We start from the raw sequence: 24,975 nt of genomic DNA, 5'->3' as shown, positions 1-24,975 counted from the left end.
AGGATGAAAGGCTTAGGATAAAGATGAAAGGTTTAGAATGAGAATTATGGGCGGTAATGGAAATGAAGTTAGTTGGGTGCTCCTGCCCGGGGCCAGCTCCCGCTGCCCCAGCATCAAGGTACAAAAGCGCTGCATTGTACTTGTACGATAAACGTTTAAATACGGCTAGTTATCCACTTCTTCATTTAGACTGTTGAGAATCCGTCTTTCAACTATATTTTGTTTAATTTGAAAGTGGGGTCAGCGGGCTGGCCCCTTGGGGAATTGCCCAACCCCAGTCTCAGATTAAGGATGTAACTAAGGGTAATGCTCAAGATTACATTCTCCACTAACACTCCGAACATACCACGAATGGCTTAAACACCCTTCCTACAATTTTCAATTTTCTCATGCCACATCGCTCACTCAACACTTCTCGCCTCATGAAATACTTCTTCCCTCTGCTATTTCTTCTAGTATTTCCTTTCATGGCCATCGCCAATGATGGAGTTTATTGGAGCAGTGGTGGTGTCATCTATCCCATTCAGGAATCTCGTATTACCCTAGATAAAGAGATCCTTACTTTTAAGGTTGATGAGGACCTGGCTCATGTAAATATTGAATTCACTTTTATCAATCTCGATGAAAGTCCCAAAACTCTTCTCGTTGGTTTTCAAGCGCCATTTCCTTCGGGAGATGTGCAGTTTAACATTCAGGAATACAATCCGATTCAGAATTTTACCATCATGTCTCAAGGGGCTGTTCTTCCCTACCGATTGATGATTGCAGAATGTGAGGATTGTGTACTTCAAAGGGTTTCAGATATTAAATCAAGTGATTTGTATTCAGGTGTTTACGTTTACCTGTTTGAGATTACGTTTGCTCCTGGGGTCAATAAGATCAATCACAGCTACTCATTTCGCGCGAGTTCATCAGTATATATGGAAGAGATGTACGATTATATTCTTACCACAGGGAGCAAATGGGCAGGTGGAAAAATTCGAAAGCTAGAGATGAACTTCGACTTAGGTGATAATCAGTTCTTTTATGTCAACGATATTTTTGGAGAAAACGCCGATTGGTCCATCATTGGGACTGGAATAGTCACGGATGAAAAGTTTGGTTATGACCCACCAGACACTTCTAAAATGGTACGAATTCTATCGGGATTCTTGAAGATTTCAGTTCACGATTTCAACCCCACCAAGAATATCCATTTCGGAATCATCAATAGAAATTCCTTCATTTCTTATCCAGTTTACGCTGAAAAAATCCAATCGGGGGAAGTCATTACCACATCTCTTTTCGGAGACCCTTCCTCCTACTCTAAATCTGAGCTCCGAATCAAGAGAAACACGATTTACGCTCAGCACGGATACGTCTTTTCAAGTCCGGACTTACAAGAATATTTCTCACAATTTGGATGGTATATCCCGAATCCAAATTTGAAGATGGATGATATTCAACTTACTACTTGGGAACGTGAGTTCATTGCAGAAGTTCAAGAGATGGAGGAACGGTAAAGTCCTAACACAAGACTAAAGATTCTTCCCTCCTTGCACCGCTCAAACTCATGCGCTACATTTGTCCACATACGTGGAAAGATTTGACTGATTGCAACCACTTTAAAAAATGCTAAAGCAGTGCATCTGCACTACCTCGGCATCTTCTCGGTCAACTTCCCCACGATTTCAATTAATCGCAAAAAATGCACCGGAGAATATGAGTTATCTCTTCACTTCCGAGTCCGTTTCTGAAGGGCACCCAGATAAAATCGCTGACCAAATTAGCGATGCCATCCTCGATAATTTCTTAGCATTCGACCCCCATTCCAAAGTAGCTTGTGAAACGCTTGTTACTACAGGTCAAGTGGTTCTTGCTGGAGAAATTAAAAGTGAAACGTACATCGACGTTCAAAAAGTAGTACGCGAGGTGATTTCCAATATTGGATACACCAAGAGCGCATACATGTTTGAAGCCAATAGTTGTGGAGTTTTGTCTTCACTTCACGAGCAGTCATCCGACATCAACCAAGGTGTAGACAGAGGTGCTTTGGAAGAACAAGGCGCTGGTGATCAAGGCATGATGTTCGGCTACGCAACCAACGAAACCGAAAATTACATGCCTTTGGCTCTTGATTTGAGTCACCGTTTGCTTCGTGAACTTGCAGCGATTCGCAGGGAAATGACGGACATTAAATGGTTGCGTCCTGATGCAAAAGCGCAAGTTACTTTGGAGTACAGCGACGATCATCAACCGCAACGCATCGTGACCATTGTAGTAAGTACACAGCACGATGAGGACGTTTCGCAAGAGGAAATCAAACAGTCTATTATCAACACGTTGATTCCTCGAGTAAAAGCTCAGTTGCCAGAATATATTCAGGCCCTATTCAACGACGATATCACCTACCACATCAACCCTACTGGAAACTTCGTAATTGGAGGTCCACATGGTGATGCAGGTCTTACTGGTCGTAAGATTATTGTTGATACTTACGGCGGTAAAGGTGCCCACGGTGGAGGCGCATTCTCAGGTAAGGATCCGAGTAAAGTAGACCGCTCTGCAGCGTACGCCGCACGTCACATCGCCAAGAACATGGTGGCTGCTGGAGTTGCCGATCAAATGCTTGTGCAGGTGTCTTACGCCATTGGTGTTGTAGAACCTACCGGAGTGTTTGTGGATACGTATGGAACGGCTAAAGTGAACATGACCGATGGCGAAATCGCTAAGAAGGTTCAAGAGCTCTTCGACCTACGTCCGGGATTGATTGAGAAGAATCTCAAACTCAGAAATCCGATCTACAGCGAAACTGCAGCTTATGGACACATGGGAAGAAAACCTCAAGTTGTTACCAAGCGCTTTGAACGCCCAGATGGCGGAGGTCCTGAAGTGAAGGAAGTTGAAGTTGAACTCTTTACTTGGGAAAAAGAGGATCGAGTAGACGATATCGTCAAAGCTTTCGGATTGTAATCCCTAAGCCCTCCACTTGGCCCATGATAGCCAAATAATTTTGCGGTAGATTCTGCCGTACCAGGAATAATGCCAATGCTTCACTTGAGGTATTGGCATTTTTTCTTTCGTCAACTTATTTGCTGTGTGTAGCTTGCGAACTACATCCTCCACACCAGCTCTATTCCCTTCGTGAAAAATTACAAACCAGGTTTGTCCATTGGGATGATACCAATCGGTTTTAATCGCTCCAAAGCCAAATTCTCTTGCTAACTCACGAATGTACTTCTCTGTGAAGGTTACGCAGCCTGGATACACCCATTCATCTCCTTCGTAATTTTCATCTCCCAAAACAAAAGTGGCAGCAAAAATCCCAGAGAAATGCAATGCTCTTGACGCTTCTGCAAAACACTGTTTGATTTGAGAAACTGAGGTATGCGAAAAAATAGATTGAGCAATCATGAAATCGAAAGTGGTTCGAAAGGAACTCATTTCGAAAGAATCCGAAGAATTGAACAGTGGCTTTTTGATGCGAATCAACTCCTTACCCAACTCATTTGCGATTCCCTCTTCCACCAACCAAGAATTGGGTTCTATGCCGTAATAATTCCCCTTTCTCAGATAGGGAATGAAGAGCTTACCCGCTCGAAGCGAACCACAACCAATATCCAAAAGTTTGTGCGAATCTCTCAGTCCAAGGGAAGTGAGCAACTTGAATTGCATCGCACCTACGAGGTCATATTTCAAAGGAGGACCAACATACGCTTTGTAGTGTTGATCTCCCGCTTTGAGATTTTCAAACGTATCCGTGGAAGTCGTCATAGCAAACAATTTGTCACAAGGATTCTATCTTTACTTTCTGTAAGATAGAACCAATTGTTCTGACGAACAAGTCGCTACAAATTGAGCAAAGCTCTCACGGCATCTGCATCCTCGGGAGTGTCTACACTTACGGAAATTTCATTCACAATTCCACAGTACAGAGCTCTGCCACTTTCTAACCAGCGCAACTGTTCCAAAGACTCTGCTTTTTCCAATTCGCCCATGGCCATCGATGCAAAGGAGCGAAGGGCACAAGGACGAAAAGCATACAGACCTATATGACGATAAAAATCAGCGCGTTTCAACCATTCAGAACGATCATAGCCACGAACAAATGGAATGGGATGACGACTAAAATAAAGGGCCTTTCCATTCTGATCTAAGGTGACAAACACATTGTTTGAACTTTCCAAATCGGCGGCATTCGTGACATGGGTGACCAACGTGGCCATCTCGCATTCCATATCGGTAAAAGGTTGGATGATGGTACGAAGACTTGCCGGATCCAAAAGTGGTTCGTCTCCTTGAACATTGACTATGATATCATACGTATCACCTGACTTCTCCGTCCAAATATCAAAAGCCTCTAAACAGCGATTAGTTCCTGTAGAATGATGCTTAGCTGTCATCACAACATTACCTCCAAAACGCTTTACTTCACTTTCAATTCTCGCATCATCAGTAGCAACAACGGCCACATCTACTCCTTGCGATGCCCGTTCATAAACTCTTCGAATCATGGTTTTACCCTCCAAATCAACAAGGGGTTTTCCAGGGAAACGTGTGGAGTCATAGCGAGCTGGGATGATGCCAAGAGTTTTCATAGTGAAGGCGTTTCAGCGAATTGTTCGTCGCAGATGCGACATTCAGTTGAAGGTAGTCCTCCCTCTAGACGAGAGGTGTATAAAAGTAGGTTAAAGGTACTCTCTTTGCACAAGTTATCCGAACATGGTAGCGTTTGATTGGCAATTTCAACAACAAGCCTATGTCATCTTCAAACATGAAGTCGCTTCTCAACTGGATGCGCGAATCACTTACCTATCGGGTCGCACTAGTGGCCGTACTCACTCTCATCCTCCTCATTCCCCTTGAATTGGTCAAAGGCATCATTTCTGAACGAGAAGATCGTTCTGCCTCTGCCATTAATGAGGTAAGCTACAAATGGGGAGATTCACAAACGTTTGCGGGTCCAATGCTGGTTATTCCTGCTCATTTACCAGGATCCAATCGACAAAATGGAAACTTGCAAGTACTTCCTCTCGAATTAAATTACAATGTAAATGTCTCTACCGAAACCAAGAAAAGAGGGATTTACGAGGTCCCAGTTTATCGATCAACCATTGAGTTCACAGGTTCAATCGAGGTGGAAGACATCGAGAATAAACTTCCTTCGCAATATGAATATGACTACGCCAATGCGCGCGTAATTCTTCACATTTCGGATGTGAAAGGTCTGGCTTCAAATGCAAAACTGACCATTGACAACAAGACGTACAAACTGAGTTCCGTGCGCTCTACAAGTGTCCTTCCCGGAATCAATCTCTCTTCCCCTATCGTTATTGATAGTCTGAATAAACCCATTCGCTTTTCTGGAAGCATAGAGTTAAATGGAACTAGCAGACTACACCTACTGCCATTAGGATCCACAACACAAGCTACCATCGTATCAGACTGGCCTCATCCGCATTATGAAGGAGCTTTCGTGACTTCCGAAGAACCTCAAATCAGTTCTGAAGGCTCATCCGGTAAATGGAGAGTTCTTGAAATCAACCGTGAATATCCTCAAGTCTTTCTGAACAAGGATTATTCACTACTCAGTAGCAACTTTGGAGTTGAATTTATGCAGCCCGTAGACCACTATGCAATGAGTTTTCGTGCTGCCAAGTATGGGATTCTCATCATCTCACTCACTTTTGTGGTATTCTTGCTGATTCAGTTGGTTGTAAAACTGCGCGTTCACAGTGTGCAATATATCATGGTGGGCATTGGCCTCGTCGTCTTCTACCTCCTCCTTGTTTCCTTTGCGGAGCAAATTGGATTCACATTGGCTTATGCGATTGCTGCCTTAATGACTACCGCCCTGATTTCGTGGTATGCTAAAGGAATCTATAAGAAGAGAGGTCCGGTAAGTGCACTCGCAGGTACGCTAGTAATCACTTATGGATTCATTTTTATCGTGATGCAACTTGAAGATCTAGCCCTCATCGCAGGCTCTATCATTCTATTCGTTGCGCTCGCTGTATTGATGTATTTCACACGTCAATTACAAGAATCGAATGAAACGGAAGAGAGCTAGTTTATCTTCTTTCCTTTTAAAAGTATCAATGAAGGTCGTCCCTAGGGCGACCTTCTGTTGTATACACTCACATGCATTGCCATGACCGTAACAGAACTGGGAGCCTATAGAGATACCACCCCCTGGCGCACATGACTGCGACTCCATTATCACCTATCATGTCAAAACGGCTGATATTGCGATTACAGAAAAGGAATGTACCAACACCTCTGCTTGTATGGGGATTACGGGAAGTCGTTCATCATTTAAATTACCCCGCTTCTATCGCCATCTTGAGTTGATACTTACAACCATGGAATACGTGATGCAACAAATTGCGAGCGACAACATTTACACTCAGTCTTTGCCGGTCTTATCACTCCAAGCCTAAGCTCAGATACGAAAAAGCCCCACCAACCGTGTTGATGGGGCTTTACTTCTATATCTATTCTATCACTCTAAAACCTGTTGCTTTTACAGATTCTGGAACTGATTTTCGTACATCACTTTCGATGGAGTAACAGACATTACGGGCATATTCGCGTTGTAGATGATCTTCTCTACATCATTGCTGAAAATGCGAAGGCCTTTTCCTTGTTCACCTTCCTCCATGATGATGATCATATCACCATTTTGAGAATCGGCATAGTTCAACGTCGCTTCTGCCACGCTCTTACCTTCTTCGCGAATTACCTCACCCGCGACTTTAATACCAGCTTCCGCAATAAATGTCATGGTTTGCTTGAGGCTCACTTGAAGTTTCTGAGCTTCTTCTTTCGATCTAGAAACACCTACAATCTGAATTTCAGAACCGAAAAGACGTGCATAATGAAGAGCAGTTCCCACTTTTTCACGAGATCTTCTGTCCAATACAATTGGGAAAATGATCTTCTTCGGTTCTGCTGGCGCAACCCCACCATTTACTGTAATAACAGGTGGCTTAACGTTATTGACTACTCGATAAGCGTTCGATCCCAGTGTAGATTTCTTGAAGTTACCTGGCTTACCGTTGGTACCCATCACCACAAGAGTAACATCTAGCATTTTGGCTACCTCAGCAATCTCTTCGTGCACAGATCCAGAAGCGGTCATGTGCGACATACGAATGCCTTCAGACTTGTGCTTTTCGATCAATTCATCTAGTTGCTTGAGTGTCTCTTCCTTCAATCTTTCCATTTGCTTTTCTGCCTCACTACTGAAAAGACGTGCAAACAGACCTGCATCTTCCATCACAGAAAGAAGTACAATTTCAGCTTGCGTTTTCTTGGCATAAATAACGGCATGGTCTAGTGCGAGAATGGATTGTTCTGAAAATCCAACTGGCACGAGGATACGATTGGTGGTTTGAGTCATAATTGTGAAGACTAGTTTGAACTTGAAACCAAATGTAGAACTTTTTACCCATGAACGGAATACGTATTTTCGGACAGTGAAACGAAATATGCTTGGGCCTTCCGAATTGATTCTAAATTCCGATGGCAGTGTCTATCATCTGAACCTCTTACCAGAGGATATCTCTACAACTATTATAACCGTAGGCGACCCTCATCGCGTGGGCGAAGTCTCTAAACACTTCGACGCGATTGAGTTAGTGCGTGAAAACCGCGAGTTCGTCACTCACACGGGGACCTATAAAGGAAAGCGAATCACAGTTATTTCTACGGGTATCGGTACCGATAATGTCGATATCGTCCTCAATGAATTGGACGCTCTTGTCAATATCGACCTAAATGCTCGGATGCCGAAATCTGAATTGACTTCACTTGATTTTGTACGAATCGGAACTTCAGGAGCCCTTCAATCCGACATCCCCTTAGGTACGTGGCTTCTCTCTTCTTCCGCCTTTGGATATGATGATTTGTTACATTTTTATTCGGAACTGAATACTTCGCAAGAAGCTGCTGAAGACTTACAGAAGTACATCGGCAGATTACCTCTTCCTTATCGGGCTGCAGCATCAACATCTCTATCTGAAGTATTTCCAGAGACGGATTATAAACGGGGACATACACTCACCATGCCTGGGTTCTATGCCCCGCAAGGCCGCGCGCTTCGCATCGGTAATCCTACTGCAGATATCTTCCACAAGTTTGCAGAATTTGAGTTGGAAGACGGGAGTCGGCTGACCAATTTGGAAATGGAAACAGCGGGATTGTATGGATTGGCAGAATTACTAGGGCATCGAGCTGTGAGTATTTCCGTGCTGCTCGCTAATCGAATGAATGGAGAATTCCACGACGATCCCAAAGGAGCTATGGAGAATCTGATCTTACATACGCTCAACTGCTTGGTCTCTTGATATTAAATTGTGATTACCATCTTTAGGCAAAGGGGTAAATATTCACAGCTTTTTCCTACTTTCGCGCCCGAAATCAGATAATTGACACTGAAGAAGCTATGGCTGGAAACAGAACATTCACAATGCTTAAGCCTGATGCCGTTGAAAACGGACACATCGGTGCTATCCTTGCTAAAATCAACGAAGCTGGATTCCGTATCGTTGCAATGAAGATGACTCAATTGAGCCGTCGTGACGCCGGACAATTCTACGCGGTACACAAAGAGCGTCCATTCTTCGGAGAATTGGTAGAATACATGACTTCAGGTCACATTGTAGCTGCTATCCTCGAAAAAGACAACGCTGTAGAAGACTTCCGTACCCTTATCGGTAACACTGACCCAGCTAAAGCTGACGAAGGTACGATCCGTAAAATGTTTGCAACTAGTATTGCTGCTAACGCCGTTCACGGTTCTGATAGCGATGAAAACGCTGCAATCGAAGGAAACTTCTTCTTCTCTGGTCGCGAGCGCTACTAAGAAGACTGCTTGATATAATGAAGCCCCATTGGTTTACCAGTGGGGCTTTTTTCATTCGAGATCTTGCAAGCCTTGGGATTACGACTTCCACGATGTTAAAAGCTAAGAAGATTGTACGTTACAAAGAGCTTAAACACGTGTGACGCAGCGGTGAACCCATCGTTCAAATTGGTTTCCACAAAGTAAGACAGCCCAAATCGCCAGTGGTAATCTTGTCTCCATGTCAGCCCACCTCGCCAACGAATTGAACTTCGCGGCTCTGTATCCAACCAAGGGCCTAGGCCACTTTGAAGAAATTCGGCATCCAACGATCCTTGCAAAGCCTTGTTTTGCGTCAATGTGGGCTTGGTGATGGCCACTGCGAACTCTGGTCGCGCTCGGAGTCGAACTTGTCCATACCAGTTGTTGATTTGCACCTCATCAAATACGCGCATCTCCGCCCGAATGTGCAATCGATAGGCAAACCGAAGTTCTGGATCAGTGCTCCATCGGCTTCCCAATGCCAAGCGAAATTCACGTCGAGCTAAGTCCTCACTTAAAATATCCTTCTCTAAACTCTCTTGAAAATAACCCGCCGCAACTTCCCAAAGCGAATGATTACTATTCTCTTTTTGATAAGTAAATCGAAGTACTCCCTTATTTCCTAGCACCTCAGAATTCCATGGTGTTCGAATACTCAACTCAGTATTCAGTGAATGATACTCGCCAAACCCCATGTTCACATTAACATCCTGCCAAGAGACGATCTGCCCGCTAATAGCAGGGGAAAACACCAGTGTAAAAAGAACAAACTGCAGTTTTTTGAGGAAGGCAGAATTCATTACACAATGATACAAAACCGACCTAGGCGGTTCTATCTCATTCTAATAGAAAATATGTATGTTTAAGAATACATCCATTCATCGTACCTTAACGGTGACAATCATCAACTAACTTTCATGAAAAAACGAAAGACGTTAGCCTTACTGTTTGCGTTGGCTGCCTTGGGAATCACGAGTTGTTATCCCGGAGGGGCAGACTATGTGGAGGATCTCGATTTAGTGGTTACACAATACGATGCCAATCACAATTTTACAGGTAAAACCTCCTACGCCCTCATCGATTCTGTTCTCCATATTGGAACCGATGGTTCCGTAATTAAGAGAGGTTTTGATGAAGATATCCTCGATCGAATCGATCAAAATATGATGGACTTGGGCTACACGAAATACGACACTGTATCTTCCCCTTCTTCTACCCCACCCGATTATGTACTCCGCGTTTCAGCCATGAAATTGACTGCAGACGTTGTTTATTGCGACTATTACCCGGGCTATGGCGGCTGGGGCTATTGGGGTGGTTGGGGCTATTGGGGCGGCTACCCGGGCTACGGTTGGGGATACACCTGGTGTGGTTCAGGCTATAGCTACGACATTGGTACTCTCGTTATTGAGATGGTAGATTACGCCAACCCGAACACGCAAGACGGCCAATACAATGTAGTGTGGGTGGGCTTACTCAATGGGCTTGCTTCCGGACGAACCAATGCCGATCAAAACCGAGTAATCAATGCGATTGATGATGCTTATGATCAATCCTCATACCTTGTGCCTTAAAACCTGAACGATGAAAAAAGTACTCTTCACAACCACATTTGTGTTGCTAGCCTTCATCGCAGGCGCGCAATCCTACACTCGCCTTTCTTATCCCATCAGTTGGGGAGCTGGCGCTACGAACGACTTCATCAGCAATACCAGTTGGGTGGGTCTACACATAGAATTTGGTCACGCTGTTCACAAAAACTCACACTTTGGATTCGAAAGCGGATGGGTAACGTTATACGACAAGCTACCCGATTACATCGAAACATTGGAAAACGAGAATACCACGATTCGAGGTACGCAATACCGCTATTTCAACGTCATTCCCATCCTCGCTAAATATACCTACCGCTTTGAAACTACAGGTAGTATTCGCCCTTTTGCCGCGGGCGGTGCTGGAATTAGCTACGCAGAACGCCGTAAAGATGTTGGGATTATTAGCATTATAGATGATGAATGGCCAGTGATGCTCGCTCCGGAAGTGGGAGTTACATACGATATGGGTGGAAGCACCTTATTCACCCTATCTGCCTATTACAATTATATGTTTGCTCGAGGCGACTTAGACAGCCACTCCTATTGGGGTGTGCGTGTGGGATTTGCTTGGGAGTAAGTCTCAACCTTATTGAAACGCAAAGGGGCCTCGAAAGAGCCCCTTTTTTTATTGTCTAGAACGAGTATGACAAACCTGTCACAGTGCCATAATCCAAAAGCGCTCCTCCAGTTGATGGCGATTGGGTATCGTAACTGTCATACAACGTAAGGGTAAGAGAGAGATCATCTACAATTTCCCACGCCAATTGGATTTCGCCATCGTGACGAAAACGCCCAACTTCAGTTACACCAAAGTATACTGACTGACTAGTGGTTAGACTGATCTTAGGATTTCTATAGCGAAAGAAATGGAAGCGAATTAGTGCAGGTACCTCTATTGAATTTAATCTAGCACCTGCAAAACTTTCTTCTTGGTTGATTACTGCACCCACTCCACCCGCAATTCGCATTTGATTCGTGAGGTATCTAGTGTAGGTCACACCGGGGCCCTCCTGGTAACGATACCTAAGTCCCAAGGTTACGTTTCGTTGATAGCTCAATACGCCAAAAATGGACCAGCGATTGGCAAAGTAGAAATTGGACGTGAAGTGAAGTTCTTCACGTTCCCTCGTTAAGCTATCGCCCTCCCCTGTAACAATCATAGAACCTGACAATGCCATATCTAAGTGTTCTCCGGCATAGTTCACGGAACCCGACATATTATAGCGACTGATGTTGCTGCTCCGGGTATACGAGTAGCCCGCACTAAAAAGACCACTCCATCTCTTCAAAAAGGAATTCTCGAAACTGACCAAATAGACCAATTCGGTAAACGGAACCACAACCGTATCGTTTAAGTCGTAAATGCGAACCGTTCCCGGCTCTCCCGGCAACACCCAACCCAAGAATTCCCCTGCATACAGGGTCTTCATGCGGTAAATATTACTCGAAGCACGGAAGGTACTAACCTCATAATGCTTCAAGGTTACGTCTCCTATCACTTCAGCGTCAAAATTGATGAGACCGACATCTATAGAGGTAAATTCGCCGTATAAGTACAATCCGTTTCTGAGCCATAAAGTATCAAAAACCGGCTCCTTTCGCGCCGCTTCTGCCGCATTCTCAGCCTGTACCGCTTGAAGTTCGGCAAGGGTAGAATCATTCATGGTACTCAGTGAATCCGGTTGCGCGAATATCACCCCACTGGTTAGAGCGAATAAGAGGAGAAGTAGACTTCTTTTCAAATCGATGGGCTAGTAGTTGGTTATCGAATTAGACTAATATAATATCTTTCACTATTTCACGACCAATCGTTTCATTCAATGCTTCTGCCAGGCGAGTGCGCTGCATCGACAATTCGTTGCGCAATGAGGCACTGGTCAATTCCACATAAATTCTACCTGTCTTGTCCAATCGGATACTCACAGTTCTGCGGTCAATTGCAGGCCCCAAGACCTTTGACCAAGCAGCGACTACTTCGGCCTCTGCCAACTTACCCGTCAACTCATGTTGCTTCAAAAAGGAGCGGATGGCGTCACCTAGAGATTGTTCGTTCGACTTTTTCACGCTTCTAATTCTTTAATAACTCCTTCACTATTCACTTCAAAAACAACACTTTCCTCTACAATGCGCTTCACGATTTCATTCGTTCTATCCGCATGGGTATCGGTGATGAAGATTTGCCCAAACTGATGATCGTTTACCATAGACACAATAGCTTCTACTCTTTGTTCATCGAGTTTGTCAAAAATATCGTCGAGTAACAAGATCGGCTTTCTTCCTGTAACGTGCTTTAAAAACTCAAACTGAGCCAATTTCAATGCGATGGTGAAGGTCTTCTGCTGACCTTGAGATCCAACTTTCTTCAGCGGGTACTCATTCAATTCAAACTTCAAATCATCTTTGTGAATTCCCGCTGTGGTGTACTGAAGAATCTTGTCCTTATCTCTTGATTCGAGTAGACATTCCTTCATGGACTTTTCGTTCAATTGAGAGGCATAAGAGAGATTTACATCTTCATTTTCGGAAGCAATTTTCGAATACGCCTCCAGCATGATAGGCTTCATTTGATCCATGAAAAGCGTGCGCCTCTCGTTGATCCGAACTCCCCGCTCGATGAGCTGCTCATCGTATATCTCCAAGGTAGCCTCTTCCCACTTCCTGTTTTTTGCGAAGTATTTCAGTAGACTATTTCTCTGAGAAAGTGCCTTGTTATAAGCCAACAAATCATCCAAATAAAGTTTGTCAGATTGAGATATTACCCCATCCATAAACTTCCTCCGGGTTTCACTTCCTTCCAAAATCAAATCCCTATCTGAAGGAGAAATCATCACTAAAGGAAAGAGACCGATGTGATCGGCTAAGCGCTCATAATCCTTTTGATTCCGCTTGAACACCTTCTTCTGCCCCCGCTGAAGGGCACAGTAAACCGTATCCGTTCCATTTTCGGTTTCAAAAGCACCTTCAACCACCATAAATGGTTTGCCATGTCGAATATTCTGAGAATCAACCGGATTAAAGTAACTTTTGGTCACTGCGAGGTAGTGAATAGCATCCAAAACGTTCGTCTTTCCAACGCCATTGTTACCTACAAAGGCATTTACTTTGGAAGAAAACGAAAGCTCAGCGTCTGGATAGTTCTTAAAATCAACAAGATGCAGCTTTTTCAGGACGGCAGTACTCATGTCAGCAAAAGTACGAGAAACACTACGTAGAATCATACTTGCGCCATATCTAAAAAACGTTATTTTTGCCCTCTGTCAAAAAGACTCAAATGGCTAAGAAGAAGAACATCCAGCAGACTGAAACTGCAATCGACAACGTAGATGCTACACTCAGCAGAGCTGAACAATTCATCGAAAACAACCTGAAGCAAGTCCTTATTGGACTCGGTGCAGTTATCGCAATCGTACTTGGATACTGGGGATACGGTGAATACATCGTGGCTCCTCTTGAAGACGAAGCTCAGCACGCTATTTTCCCAGCGCAACGCGCAGCTCAAAACGATTCTCTTCGCTTGGCTGTAGAGGGCAACATCAACCAAATGGGTTTTGTTGAAGTTGCAGACGAGTACTCTAGCACGAAAGCGGGTAACTTGGCTAACTATTATGCAGGCATGTGCTACTTGCAAATGGGTGAGTTCGAAAAGGCCATTGAACACTTGGATAAATTTTCAAGCAACGATGGTGTTTTGAACGTTCAAGCTGTTGCGGGTATCGGTGATGCATTCCACGAATTGAATCAGCCAGAGGAAGCATTGGATTATTACACCAAAGCGGCTAACCTCGACGGTAACGATTTCAGCACTCCTGTCGTTCTCAAGAAAGCAGCTCAAACAGCTGAAATGTTGAGCAAATGGAGCACCGCACTCAAAATGTACAAGAGACTTCAAAAGGAGTATCCTGACGCTCAAGAATCAAGAGAGATTGAAAAATTCATCTCTTATTGTGAACAGAAAGAAAACGCTTAATGGCTACAGCCAACAAGAATCTTTCGAACTACGATAAAAACACAATGCCGAACGCATCAAGTATGCGCTTCGGCATTGTAGTTTCTGAATGGAACGAAGAAATCACCGAAGGGCTCTTTCGTGGAGCCTATGATACCTTAATTGATTTAGGGGTCGCACGACACAATATCATTCGGGAGAACGTACCAGGTTCCTTTGAACTTCCATTCGGAGCAAAGTGCATTCTCGAATCGGAGAAAGTAGACGCCGTTATTGCCATTGGTGTGGTTATTCAAGGAGAAACCAAGCACTTCGATTTTGTTTGTAGTGGGGTTACTCAGGGAATTGTAGAGTTGAATAATACCTACTCTGCTCCTACCATGTTCTGCGTTCTCACCGATATGAATATCGAGCAAAGTCGAGCGCGCTCTGGTGGCGAGCACGGTAACAAAGGTGTAGAAGCCGCGGTAGCAGCGGTAAAAATGGCCGACTTAAAGCGCAGAAGACTCTCCAACTAACACTTCCACGTGAACGGTGGGTTCAGTACCTTTAAGGCGCAGCTAAAACCATTCACGATGAAAAGGCTCATTACTCTTACCATCGCCCTAACCTTAAGCGTTCTCGCTTTTGGGCAAACGGTCCGTGAGACATTAGAAGTTTCAACTTTTAATCGCCTCGAAGTTTCGGGTGCGTATCGTGTATTCATTCGTCAAGGTCCCACCCAAGAAGTGGTAGCCATTGGCTCGGAAGATGCCATTGACGGATTGAAGGTGGAAGTCAGCAACGGACAACTTGAAATATCCACGCGGGGGTTTCTAAACACATCAAATTCTGATGTCCGTTTGTTCATTACAGTTACTCAACTCAAGTCCATTTCTATTAGCGGTGCTGTTTCGTTGGAAGCTAAAAACCGCATTGATGGAAGTGATTTAGATATCGAAGCCTCTGGAGCTGCCGATATGGATCTGAAGGTGGACATGAGCAATGTGAAAGTATCGGCAAGTGGCGCTGCGGAAATCAACCTTGAAGGAAGAGCTCGATCATGCCAAATTGAACTTTCAGGATCATCGAGTTTAGATGCCGAAGAATGGCTAGTAAGCCGTATGTCTATTGAAATTAGTGGTGCATCTAGTGCCGATGTTCACGCTATAGAAACCCTTGAAGTTGAAGCTTCTGGAGCAAGTAGTGTTACCTACAGAGGAAACCCCACCGTGGATTCCGATATTTCCTATGCTTCCAGCTTAACCAAAAAATAGTCTCTCCCATGTCAATTGACCCAAACGTACTGGCTAAAGCAAATAGCTGGCTGAATGACGACGCTGTTGATACGGATACAAAAGCCATCATACAGAATTGGATTCACACCGAATCCCATGAATTGACGGAAGCCTTCTATAAAGACCTCGACTTTGGAACAGGCGGAATGCGAGGTATTATGGGAGTGGGAAGCAATCGCATTAATAAGTACACCCTAGGTCAAGCCACTCAAGGTTTGTCGAATTACTTAAAGGAATCGTTCAGCACATCTATCAAGGTGGCCATTGCCTATGATTCCCGAAACAATAGCTCTACCCTGGCTCGTGAAGTAGCGAAGGTCTTTGCAGGAAATGGCATACACGTCTATCTATTCGAAGAACTCCGACCAACTCCAGAGTTGAGCTTTGCCGTTCGACATTTAGAATGTCAGGCGGGTATTGTACTTACCGCTTCTCACAATCCAAAAGAATACAACGGTTACAAGGTGTATTGGAATGATGGTGGTCAACTGGTTCCTCCTCACGATAAAGCGATTATTGAGCAAGTTCGCCAAGTCCAACTTTCAGAAGTATTTTCATCCAATGATGACGCATATATCACTCTGATTGGTGAAGAAGTAGACCGTGCGTATTTGGATCAAATCCAACAGCAATCACTAGGCAACTCCGGAAAAGATCAACTAAAAATAGTTTTCACTCCACTGCATGGAACTTCCGTTACATTGATGGAACGCGCACTGACTTTATGCGGTTTCAAAAATGTATCCGTCGTGGAGAAACAAGCCACTCCTGACGGCAACTTCCCTACGGTGAAGTCTCCTAACCCTGAAGAAGCGGAGGCCTTAAGCATGGCTGTGGATCAAGCAGAACGAGAAAAGGCCGACATCGTGATTGGATGTGATCCAGACACGGATCGAGTAGGTATTGCCGTACGCGACAACGAAGGTAAATTGGTTCTCTTGAACGGCAATCAAACAGGCGCGGTCCTCTTTGATTACATGTTGGGCACTCTGAGTGATAAGGGAAAACTACCGAGCAATGCATTCACTGCCATCACCATTGTAACCAGTGATTTGATGGAACGCATTGCCCAAGGTTACAAAGTAGAGGTTCTTCGCTGTTTAACTGGATTTAAATGGATTGCCGATTTGATTCGCGTCAATGAAGGTGCAAAGAAGTTCATCGTAGGAGGCGAAGAGAGTTATGGCTATATGATTGGCGATTTTGTTCGCGACAAGGATGCCATTTCCGCAACAGTTCTCATTGCAGAAGCTGCCGCAGCCGCATTGGCTAAGGGAAGTTCGTACTACAACGAGTTGATGAAGATTCACAAAGAACACGGCTACTTCCAAGAAAAACTCATTTCGATCGTAAAGACTGGAAAGTCAGGGGCAGAGGAAATCGAAAAAATGATGGAAAACTTCCGATCTACTCCGCCTAAAACACTCGCCGAAATGCCAGTTATAGAGGTGCGCGATTATCAAGTGGGAATCATTACAAACACGGTAACTGGCAAAACCTCTCCCACTCACATGCCTTCGAGTAATGTGATTCAATTTGTAAACGAAAACGGTGATATCGCCACGGCACGACCGAGTGGAACAGAACCTAAAATCAAGTTCTATTTCTCTGTCATGCGACCTTGGACCACTCAATCGGAATCGGAAATTCAAGCAGAATTGAATCGCATTATTGGCAAAATGACTTCCGAATTAGGAGTAAACTAAGAAAACGTACATGGGATTATTTAAAAGGTGGTCCATCAATCTCATCTTTGCCCTAGCTGGATTGGTCTACTTGTTAGGCATGCTAGTGGAAATAATGGATGTAGATTCTGCTCAGTATGCGCTGATAAGTAGAGAAATGCTGGAGTCGGGCAATTTCTTGGAAGTCTACCTTCAAGGGAATAATTATCTCGACAAACCCCCCTTGTTGTTCTGGATTTCGGCCCTTTCCTTCAAACTATTTGGATATGCCAATTGGTCGTTCCGATTGGGCAGTGTGCTATTTAGTGCTGTAGGTGTTATTTCAACCTACAAGCTTGGCAACCTGTTGTACAACAAACGTATAGGCTTTCTTGCAGCTTTGATGTTGATGAGCTCTCAAGCATTCATATCCATGAACCAAGACGTTCGTACGGATACGATTCTTGCTTCGGCTGTGGTGCTTTCGGTTTGGCAACTCACAGAATTCCTATACTACAAACAAAAGCGAAACCTCGTTTGGGGATTTGTGGGAATTGCTATCGCGATGATGACCAAAGGGCCCATCGGTTTGATGGTACCTATATTAGCTCTAGGTAGCTATGCCATTGGCAGAAAACGCTATCGCGATCTCTTCAAGGTGGAATGGTTGATCGGATTGGGGATTACACTGGTGCTACTCCTTCCGATGAGCTACGGTCTCTACACTCAATTTGACCAACACCCCGAAAAAGTTCTCGCCTTCAATAGTGATGCTGGCGTAGTTAGGAAGGATTCAGTAAGCGGACTCAAGTTCTACTTCTGGGATCAGAGTTTTGGGCGGATTACCGGAGAGAATGTTTGGTCGAATAATTCCGGCCCAGACTTTTTCATTCACACTTTCCTATGGAGCTTTATTCCTTGGTCGATTTTAGCTGTTTGGGCCATCTTTTGGCGTGTCATAGTAACGACAAACGACATCATCAAGGGTCAGAAAAAACAAGAGTGGTTAACCTTGGGTGGATTTATTCTTCCGTTTATCGCTTTCAGCTTATCCCAATACAAGTTACCCCATTACATCAATGTGATTCTTCCATTTGCGGCGATCATCACTTCTGAGTTTACCCTTCGAGTGGTGTATGAAAAATCCAAAGGATGGTACCGTGCGGCCTATATTATCCAAGGCTTAAACATTCTCGCATTGATTTTGATTTACGCCCTGTGTCAATTTTGGTTCTTTCCAGACACAGCTGTGCCCTGGACGATCTTTGGTGTATTTGGATTGGGAACAGGTGTTTACTTCTATTGGAAAGGAGCGGCAATTGACAAACTCATCCTCTCTACCCTATTCTGCATGCTAACGGCTAACGTGTACTTGAATGGTCAGTTCTATCCTGAATTGATGAAATACCAACCAAGTGATCGTGTTGCAGCTGATATCAAACGTTTAAATATTGATGAGGATCACTTCTTTGTATCCTTCCCTCCCGGTGGCTTTAGCTTGGCTTATTACACAGGCTTCAACCTGACCAATATTCGAGAAGAGAGTTTGGATACCACTGAATTCCCAAGAAACAGTTTCTACTACGGTAGTAACAGCGAATTAGAAATGTTGCGTGAACATGGAATCGATTATCAGGTTATTCATACCTATCCCACATTCCATGTCACAAAACTCAGTTTGCAATTCCTCAATCCAGAGACGCGAAACGAAGTTGTTGGACAGGCCAATTTGGTAAAGCTTCTTCCTTAAAATAAGGACGTTATGAAAAATACGATCTTCCTCCTGTCACTAGCCTGTTTAACGGCTTGTAACTCTTCTGAAAAGACCGAATCTGCTATGGAGGATACAGCGCCTCATGAGCATTCGGAATCATTTATCGGTTACCTTCACTTGAATGATTCTACACGTGTTCCATTCAACTTTGACTGGGATGAATCTTCTTTTGTGATCCATAATGGTGAAGAGACAATAGAAGCTACGGATATTAAGAGATCAAATGACAGTTTCTACATCAAGATGCCAGTTTTTCAAGCGGGAATAGAAGCCGAATTCCTCAATGATGAATGGAAGGGTGAATGGGTCAAATACGATACTGAAACCCCTTATCGCGTGCCATTCACAGCAATGATGAATGAAGCTCGTTTTGCAACGGGAAATCCATCTGAAAATAGCAAACTGCAATCGACCTACCGAGTAGAATTCCGCACGGGAACCGATAATCCGAAAGATGCTATCGGAGAATTTCAACAAGACGACGAAGGAATATTGTACGGTACCTTCCGCACAACGACTGGTGATTACCGCTATTTACAAGGGGCTGTTAACGGCAACACCTTCAACTTAAGCAAGTTTGATGGAACTTTGGCCTACCTCTTTACCGGAACAATAGATGGTGATACGCTTCGCGGAATGCACTACAGCGGCCTCACCTATGCCCAACCGTGGAAGGCTTGGATTGAACCAGGGTTTGAACTTCCTGATCCAACACAACTGACTCATCTAAAGGAAGGCTATACCTCTGTTTCATTTGAGGCAATCCATGCGAAAACCGACGAGACCTTTTCCTACAACTCTACTCAAAACACGGGTCCCGTTATCATCCAAATCATGGGAAGCTGGTGCCCGAATTGTATTGATGAAACTCAATACTTCAAAACCCTACACTCTCGATTTGCAGATAGAGGTCTGACTATTCTCGGACTCTCTTTTGAGCGTTCAGCAGATTACAAAGTAGCAAAGGGAACAATCGCCAAGATGGTAGCGGACCTCAATATTCCTTATGATGTATACTTTGCTGGTCGCGCGACAGGAGAAAGCATCGCAGAAGTACTACCGGCCATAGACAACTTCATGTCGTACCCTACATCCATCATCTTAGATGCGAACGGAAATGTCGTTTCTATTCACACAGGTTTTGCAGGCCCAGGCACCAGTAAATACGATGGATATGTAGAAGAAACCGACGCCCTCATTGAAAGTCTACTCATCAACTAGGCATGTCGCACGAACTCCTTCCCCAACTCAAACAAGCTGCTGCTGCCAAGAAAAAGGCGCATCAAAAACTCGTGCGAAAATTAGCGAAGGAAGATGGAAAAAAGCTCGATCGCGAAATACATCAATTGCACGAAGAAGTATTTGCCTGCACGGATTGTCTGCAATGTGCGAATTGTTGTAAAACAACAGGCCCTCTCTTTACCCGAAAAGACATTGATCGAATCAGCAAACATCTAAAAATGAAAGCTGCCGACTTCGAAGAAAAATACCTCAGAGTAGACGAAGACGGCGATCATGTCCTTCAATCCGTTCCATGTACCTTCTTAGGAGAAGACAACTATTGTAGCATTTACGATGTTCGTCCTAAAGCTTGCCGCGAATATCCACACACCGACAGGGATAAACAGCAACAGATCCTGCACCTTACGCGTAAAAATGCCAGTATTTGTCCGGCTGTATTTACGATTTTGGAGAGGGTACTGGAAAGGTGAGAGGGGCTGCAGAATGGTTTCACAAGGGCTGCGCAAGGGCTTTGTAAGGGCTGGCGCAGTTCCAGTCATCAGTCTTCCACCCCCTAAAACCCTTTAAACCTCATAAACTGTTCAATTCATTTCTTTCTCCGCTCTATGAAAACTCACATTCCTTCTCACTGTGGAAATTCTCCGAAAGGCGAACTCATAAAGAACTTAACGCTACTCTTCGCTAAGTACGATGTAGATGCAGCCGTGGAATTCTTGGATGAGAACATTCTTTGGACCTTGGTTGGCCATCAGCCGATACAGGGAAAAAAGGCCTTTAAAGAAGAGCTCATAAAAATGGCAGATAACACTGTTATGGAGCTCTCAATTTTTAACTTAGTAACGCACGGAAAAGCTGCTTCTGTAAATGGAGAAATGAAGATGAAGGATGGAAAGGTCTTTGGCTTCGCCGATTTCTACGAGTTTACAAGTGCAAGTGGCAAAATGATAAAATCTATCACTTCGTATGTGATTGAGAAAGAAGGGCTGCGCAGGTAGCTGGAGCAAGGGCTACGCAGGTGGCTGGAGCAAGGGCTACGCAGGTAGCTGGAGCAATGGCTGTGCAGGTGGCTGAAGCAAGGGCTACGCAGGTGGCAGGAGCAAGGGCTGCGCAGGTGGCTGGAGCAAGGGCTACGCAGGTGGCTGGAGCAAGGGCTACGCAGGTGGCTGGAGCAAGGGCTACGCAGGTGGCTGGAGCAAGGGCTGCGCAAGTAGCTGGAGCAAGGGCTGCGCAGGTAGCTGGAGCAAGGGCTGCGCAGGTGGCTGGAGCAAGGGCTGCGCAGGTGGCTGGAGCAAGGGCTGCGCAAGGACTTTGTATGGGCTGGCGCAAGTTCCAGTCATCAATTATCCGTCATCCAACCTCTAAAACACCTCAAACCTCTAAAACCCAAAACACTCTCCCTTATCCACGCGAAAGGATTCGCGCGGTAGTAGTGTCACCTCTCATCCATCAACTGTCATCCGTCAACTGTCATCCGTCATCCAACCTCTAAAACACCTCAAACCTCTAAAACTTCTCAAACCCAAAACACTCTCCCTTACCCACGCGAAAGGATTCACGCAGTAGAAGTGACACCCCTCATCGATCAACAGTCATCAGTCCCCCGTCATCCAACCTCTAAAACACCTCAAACCTCTTAAACCCATCAAACCCAAATCATACTCCCTCATGTTTCAATGACTACTTACACGGAAATACATCACAACATCAAACTTTACTGACAAAGAAATTGCAAACTCGGTGGAAGAACATGGATTTTATTCAATCCGTTCTAGTTCTGGGCAAAATGGAAGAATATATCATTTCAAGATGAGGCCGTCCTTATTGAACTACTTCAGAGGGGCTACAAGTCAAGTTGTAAGAGTTACTGGTATCGACGAAAAAGAAAATTTGGCTTTGAAAATCGAAGTTCATCCAATATTAATTCTAGCCTTTCTCTTCTATGCCTTCATAGCCTTATTCATCTGTGTTGAAGCGTATCAAAACACCGACTATGCTTTAGTGACCTCTTTTTTCATGAGTATCTTTATAGTCCTAAGTATTCTTTTGGTTTTTATTTTCTTTGAAATGAAATACACTGAACAAAGATTACGTGAGATCTTCATCTCCATTGAAGCTGCTTAAGATGAAATTATTCTTACCATTAACCATAATAACCTTGCTCAGTTGCTCTCCTCAAAATACGACTGAGCAAGATAGAAGTAGAGTAACGGAAGTTTCATTGGAGGATTCTTCCTTTTCTCAAACACCGACAACTGATATACCAAAAGTGGATTATAAAGAGTACAAAAACCAGGTGTCGGACAGTTTACAACTTACATCTCTAGTGCAGAACATGTTTGAGTGGCACGAAGCAGAGCTTCTAGATGACTTCCCTTTTAAATACGACAATTCAGACACCATATTTGTTGGGATTGATTGGCATGCATACAATCAATTAGTGAAAGAATTTATTTCCACTCAATACTTCTCAAATTATTTCCTTCAAACGCACCGTTCCATAGCCATGGAAATTGATGAATCTATTAAACAGTCCAGTATAGAATGGAGAAACATCTTGGATGGTTTAACACATTGGGATACCGGTGCTGATAATTGGTGCGCTTGCCAAGACTATCCAGATGAGTATTGGAAACTCATATCTCTTCACCATATTCAGATTGAAGGCGATTCGGCACGTTTTCAATGGACGTGGAATACAGACGTGAGAGAGTATACACATTATCAATCGTTGTCAGCTGTGAAGGTAAATGACCAATGGAAAATCAGCTCTATTCAAGGAATTTCCTATCTAGAGGGTCTATATAAAGATCCTGCTGGCTAAGCTTGACCCAGTTTCAGACACTAAATTACGAGTCACCCGTCACCCAACCTTTAAAACACCTTAAACCTCTAAAACCCATCAAACCCAATACACTCTACCTTACTCACGCGAAAGGATTCGCGCGGTAGTAGTGACACCCCTCTTCCATCAACAGTCACCCGTCATCCAACCTCTAAAACGCCTTAAACCTCTAAAACCCATCAAACCCAAAACATACTTCCCATGACAACCATAGAATCTTTCCTAGAATCCGACATCCGCGTAGGCACTGTTCTATCTGCTGATGAATTGCCAAATGCCCGTGTTCCTGCTTGGGTTATGACCATCGATTTTGGAAGTGAGATAGGAATAAAAAAAAGCTCCGCGAGAATCACGAAGCTTTATGATGTAAGCGACTTAGTAGGTCGGCAAGTATTGGCAGTTGTGAATTTTCCACCCCGACAAATCGGTAAAATCACTTCTGAATGTTTGGTACTCGGACTTCCAAAGGATGATAACCCCGATACTGAAGTGGTTCTTATTCAACCGGAACGAGAAGTGAAAAATGGAACACGATTGCTTTAGTTATTCCACCACAACAGCGGTTCCACTCGCGCTCACCATTAGCATACTGCCTCCAGAGCCAATCACCTCATAGTCGAGGTCAATACCAACTACGGCATTAGCTCCCATGGCACGTGCTCTTTCTTCTAACTCACGCATAGCCGTCGTTCTCGCTTCCATTAGCACTTCTTCATAAGCGCTGGAACGTCCACCAACTACATCGCGAATGGATGCAAAGATGTCGCGGAACAAATTGGCACCAATAATGGTCTCGCCAGCCACTACGCCTTTGTAGTCGGTAATCTTCTTTCCTTCGATGGAATGGGTTGTAGTTACAATCATTGTTATTGAGATTTTGGTTGATTCAATTTTACACCGCACTTGTAACAGTGTTCGGCATCCACTTGATGGACACTTGCTCCACAATTCGTACAAGCTCTACTTTCTGTCTCTTCCTTGCGGGCTGAAACAAATTCTGAAGTTACAATTCCGGTTGGTACAGCAATAATACCGTAACCCAGAAGCATGATGACAGAAGCCAGCATTTTCCCCAACGGAGTGACGGGAGAAATATCACCATAGCCAACTGTAGACAAGGTAACGATGGCCCAATAAATGGAGTTAGGAATATCCTTAAAACCACTTTCGGCCCCTTCAATCACGTACATCAGCGATCCCATAATGGTTACGATGACCAATATGGAGAGAATAAATACACTGATCTTTCGTGAGCTATTGATCAATGCCCTCATCATCACAATTCCATCTCTAGAATAGTGATACAATTTGAGGACTCTGAAAACTCTGAGAATCCTCAATCCTCGTATTACCACTAAGTATTGAGATCCAGCAATTACTAGGCTCAAATACGTAGGGATAATGGAAATCAAATCGATAATCCCCAAGAATGACAAGGTGTACTTCCTTGGGCGAATGGAAATAAAAACACGCAGCAAATACTCGATTGAGAAGAGAATCGTGAAGACCCATTCCAAAATGAAGAACAGCTCTCCATACTTGGCATGGAGTGTATCTACACTATCAAAAAGGACAATGAGTATAGAAAATACAATGGCCCAAATCAAAATAACATCAAACGCTTTTCCCGCTGGTGTATCCGACTCAAATATGATTCGCTCTAGCCTTTGCTTTGTTGTCATGGTATGAAGATAGAAAGAATGTTGGTTTTGAGGGGATGTGACGGGTGATGGATGTCAGATGTCCTGCCGCGCGAATCCTTTCGCGTG

General features: G+C 44.2%; 27 protein-coding genes. 18 read left to right on the top strand and 9 right to left on the bottom strand.

Annotated elements, in window-relative coordinates:
- The first annotated feature begins 422 nt into the window (after nt 1–422).
- Both F8C82_RS03810 and metK read left to right on the top strand, forming a co-directional pair.
- Nucleotides 423–1,502, top strand: a complete 1,080-nt coding sequence (locus tag F8C82_RS03810; protein WP_170266143.1) for a YARHG domain-containing protein — start codon at nt 423–425, stop codon at nt 1,500–1,502.
- A gap of 199 nt (nt 1,503–1,701) precedes the next feature.
- Nucleotides 1,702–2,952 carry a methionine adenosyltransferase gene (gene metK / locus F8C82_RS03805; protein ID WP_151692141.1) on the top strand — a complete coding sequence of 417 codons (1,251 nt, stop codon included), beginning with the start codon at nt 1,702–1,704 and terminating at the stop codon, nt 2,950–2,952.
- Between the two features lie 3 nt (nt 2,953–2,955).
- Here metK and F8C82_RS03800 read toward each other — a convergent pair whose 3' ends face one another.
- Together F8C82_RS03800 and kdsB are read right to left on the bottom strand one after the other, a co-directional pair.
- Nucleotides 2,956–3,753 (bottom strand): methyltransferase domain-containing protein, encoded by a 798-nt coding sequence (locus F8C82_RS03800; RefSeq protein WP_151692139.1) that lies wholly within the window; start codon nt 3,751–3,753, stop codon nt 2,956–2,958.
- Between the two features lie 74 nt (nt 3,754–3,827).
- Nucleotides 3,828–4,577, bottom strand: a complete 750-nt coding sequence (kdsB, locus tag F8C82_RS03795) for a 3-deoxy-manno-octulosonate cytidylyltransferase (protein ID WP_151692137.1) — start codon at nt 4,575–4,577, stop codon at nt 3,828–3,830.
- 161 nt (nt 4,578–4,738) lie between these two features.
- Between kdsB and creD the strand changes: the two genes are divergently transcribed.
- Nucleotides 4,739–6,049 (top strand): cell envelope integrity protein CreD, encoded by a 1,311-nt coding sequence (creD, locus tag F8C82_RS03790; RefSeq protein ID WP_151692135.1) that lies wholly within the window; start codon nt 4,739–4,741, stop codon nt 6,047–6,049.
- Between the two features lie 453 nt (nt 6,050–6,502).
- On the opposite strand, the gene F8C82_RS03785 is transcribed toward creD, so the two are convergent.
- Complete coding sequence (locus F8C82_RS03785; RefSeq protein WP_151692133.1) at nt 6,503–7,381, bottom strand: universal stress protein; 879 nt, start codon at nt 7,379–7,381, stop codon at nt 6,503–6,505.
- A gap of 76 nt (nt 7,382–7,457) precedes the next feature.
- Between F8C82_RS03785 and F8C82_RS03780 the strand changes: the two genes are divergently transcribed.
- A complete protein-coding gene (locus tag F8C82_RS03780) occupies nt 7,458–8,327 on the top strand; it encodes a nucleoside phosphorylase (protein WP_308419977.1) in 870 nt (289 codons plus the stop codon).
- Between the two features lie 98 nt (nt 8,328–8,425).
- On the top strand, nt 8,426–8,845 hold the full coding sequence (locus tag F8C82_RS03775) for a nucleoside-diphosphate kinase (RefSeq protein ID WP_151692131.1): 420 nt from the start codon (nt 8,426–8,428) through the stop codon (nt 8,843–8,845).
- A 95-nt stretch (nt 8,846–8,940) separates the two neighbouring features.
- On the opposite strand, the gene F8C82_RS03770 is transcribed toward F8C82_RS03775, so the two are convergent.
- Nucleotides 8,941–9,666, bottom strand: a complete 726-nt coding sequence (locus tag F8C82_RS03770; protein ID WP_151692129.1) for a DUF2490 domain-containing protein — start codon at nt 9,664–9,666, stop codon at nt 8,941–8,943.
- Nucleotides 9,667–9,783: 117 nt separating this feature from the next.
- Here F8C82_RS03770 and F8C82_RS03765 point away from each other — a divergent pair, with 117 nt between their 5' ends.
- Both F8C82_RS03765 and F8C82_RS03760 read left to right on the top strand, forming a co-directional pair.
- On the top strand, nt 9,784–10,440 hold the full coding sequence (locus F8C82_RS03765; RefSeq protein ID WP_151692127.1) for a DUF4136 domain-containing protein: 657 nt from the start codon (nt 9,784–9,786) through the stop codon (nt 10,438–10,440).
- A gap of 10 nt (nt 10,441–10,450) precedes the next feature.
- Entirely contained in the window at nt 10,451–11,038 is a 588-nt protein-coding gene (locus F8C82_RS03760) for a hypothetical protein (protein ID WP_151692125.1), read from the top strand.
- A gap of 55 nt (nt 11,039–11,093) precedes the next feature.
- Here the strand turns inward: F8C82_RS03760 and F8C82_RS03755 are convergent, their stop codons facing one another.
- Genes F8C82_RS03755 through recF form a run of 3 tightly spaced genes read right to left on the bottom strand, consistent with a single transcriptional unit; the run spans nt 11,094 to nt 13,643 of the window.
- Nucleotides 11,094–12,203 carry a DUF481 domain-containing protein gene (locus F8C82_RS03755; RefSeq protein WP_151692124.1) on the bottom strand — a complete coding sequence of 370 codons (1,110 nt, stop codon included), beginning with the start codon at nt 12,201–12,203 and terminating at the stop codon, nt 11,094–11,096.
- Nucleotides 12,204–12,231: 28 nt separating this feature from the next.
- Nucleotides 12,232–12,525 carry a DUF721 domain-containing protein gene (locus F8C82_RS03750; RefSeq protein WP_170266142.1) on the bottom strand — a complete coding sequence of 98 codons (294 nt, stop codon included), beginning with the start codon at nt 12,523–12,525 and terminating at the stop codon, nt 12,232–12,234.
- Nucleotides 12,522–13,643 carry a DNA replication/repair protein RecF gene (gene recF, locus F8C82_RS03745; RefSeq protein ID WP_151692120.1) on the bottom strand — a complete coding sequence of 374 codons (1,122 nt, stop codon included), beginning with the start codon at nt 13,641–13,643 and terminating at the stop codon, nt 12,522–12,524. Before recF ends, F8C82_RS03750 begins: the two co-directional genes overlap by 4 nt.
- Nucleotides 13,644–13,732: 89 nt before the next feature.
- Here recF and F8C82_RS03740 point away from each other — a divergent pair, with 89 nt between their 5' ends.
- From F8C82_RS03740 to F8C82_RS03690, 11 genes are all read left to right on the top strand, one after another.
- Nucleotides 13,733–14,428, top strand: coding sequence for a tetratricopeptide repeat protein (locus F8C82_RS03740; RefSeq protein ID WP_151692118.1), 696 nt, complete (start codon nt 13,733–13,735; stop codon nt 14,426–14,428).
- Nucleotides 14,428–14,925, top strand: coding sequence for a 6,7-dimethyl-8-ribityllumazine synthase (ribH, locus tag F8C82_RS03735; protein WP_151692115.1), 498 nt, complete (start codon nt 14,428–14,430; stop codon nt 14,923–14,925). The genes F8C82_RS03740 and ribH overlap by 1 nt, the downstream gene beginning before the upstream one ends.
- Before the next feature lie 57 nt (nt 14,926–14,982).
- Nucleotides 14,983–15,663, top strand: a complete 681-nt coding sequence (locus F8C82_RS03730) for a head GIN domain-containing protein (protein WP_151692113.1) — start codon at nt 14,983–14,985, stop codon at nt 15,661–15,663.
- A gap of 8 nt (nt 15,664–15,671) precedes the next feature.
- The gene (locus F8C82_RS03725) at nt 15,672–17,390 is read left to right on the top strand and encodes a phospho-sugar mutase (protein WP_151692111.1); all 1,719 of its coding nucleotides are present in this window, start codon (nt 15,672–15,674) and stop codon (nt 17,388–17,390) included.
- Between the two features lie 10 nt (nt 17,391–17,400).
- Nucleotides 17,401–19,098 carry an ArnT family glycosyltransferase gene (locus F8C82_RS03720; RefSeq protein ID WP_151692109.1) on the top strand — a complete coding sequence of 566 codons (1,698 nt, stop codon included), beginning with the start codon at nt 17,401–17,403 and terminating at the stop codon, nt 19,096–19,098.
- A 12-nt stretch (nt 19,099–19,110) separates the two neighbouring features.
- Nucleotides 19,111–20,343 (top strand): TlpA family protein disulfide reductase, encoded by a 1,233-nt coding sequence (locus tag F8C82_RS03715; RefSeq protein ID WP_151692107.1) that lies wholly within the window; start codon nt 19,111–19,113, stop codon nt 20,341–20,343.
- A gap of 2 nt (nt 20,344–20,345) precedes the next feature.
- The gene (locus F8C82_RS03710; protein ID WP_151692105.1) at nt 20,346–20,834 is read left to right on the top strand and encodes a YkgJ family cysteine cluster protein; all 489 of its coding nucleotides are present in this window, start codon (nt 20,346–20,348) and stop codon (nt 20,832–20,834) included.
- A 135-nt stretch (nt 20,835–20,969) separates the two neighbouring features.
- Entirely contained in the window at nt 20,970–21,359 is a 390-nt protein-coding gene (locus tag F8C82_RS03705; RefSeq protein WP_151692104.1) for a nuclear transport factor 2 family protein, read from the top strand.
- 20 nt (nt 21,360–21,379) lie between these two features.
- On the top strand, nt 21,380–21,853 hold the full coding sequence (locus F8C82_RS14950) for a hypothetical protein (protein WP_229732418.1): 474 nt from the start codon (nt 21,380–21,382) through the stop codon (nt 21,851–21,853).
- A 633-nt stretch (nt 21,854–22,486) separates the two neighbouring features.
- Nucleotides 22,487–23,185, top strand: a complete 699-nt coding sequence (locus F8C82_RS03695) for a hypothetical protein (RefSeq protein ID WP_151692102.1) — start codon at nt 22,487–22,489, stop codon at nt 23,183–23,185.
- Nucleotides 23,186–23,407: 222 nt separating this feature from the next.
- A complete protein-coding gene (locus tag F8C82_RS03690; RefSeq protein WP_151692100.1) occupies nt 23,408–23,749 on the top strand; it encodes a tRNA-binding protein in 342 nt (113 codons plus the stop codon).
- On the opposite strand, the gene F8C82_RS03685 is transcribed toward F8C82_RS03690, so the two are convergent.
- A complete protein-coding gene (locus F8C82_RS03685; RefSeq protein WP_151692098.1) occupies nt 23,750–24,070 on the bottom strand; it encodes a heavy metal-binding domain-containing protein in 321 nt (106 codons plus the stop codon). It abuts the gene before it with no gap.
- A 2-nt stretch (nt 24,071–24,072) separates the two neighbouring features.
- Nucleotides 24,073–24,888 carry an ion transporter gene (locus F8C82_RS03680; RefSeq protein ID WP_151692097.1) on the bottom strand — a complete coding sequence of 272 codons (816 nt, stop codon included), beginning with the start codon at nt 24,886–24,888 and terminating at the stop codon, nt 24,073–24,075.
- Between the last annotated feature and the right edge of the window lie 87 nt (nt 24,889–24,975).

Origin of the sequence: Phaeocystidibacter marisrubri (assembly GCF_008933165.1) — a bacterium.
GTDB classification, from domain to species: Bacteria; Bacteroidota; Bacteroidia; order Flavobacteriales; family Schleiferiaceae; genus Phaeocystidibacter; species Phaeocystidibacter marisrubri.
Note: the sequence above shows the minus strand (reverse complement) of the source record. Positions and strands in the feature narration are given on the sequence as shown.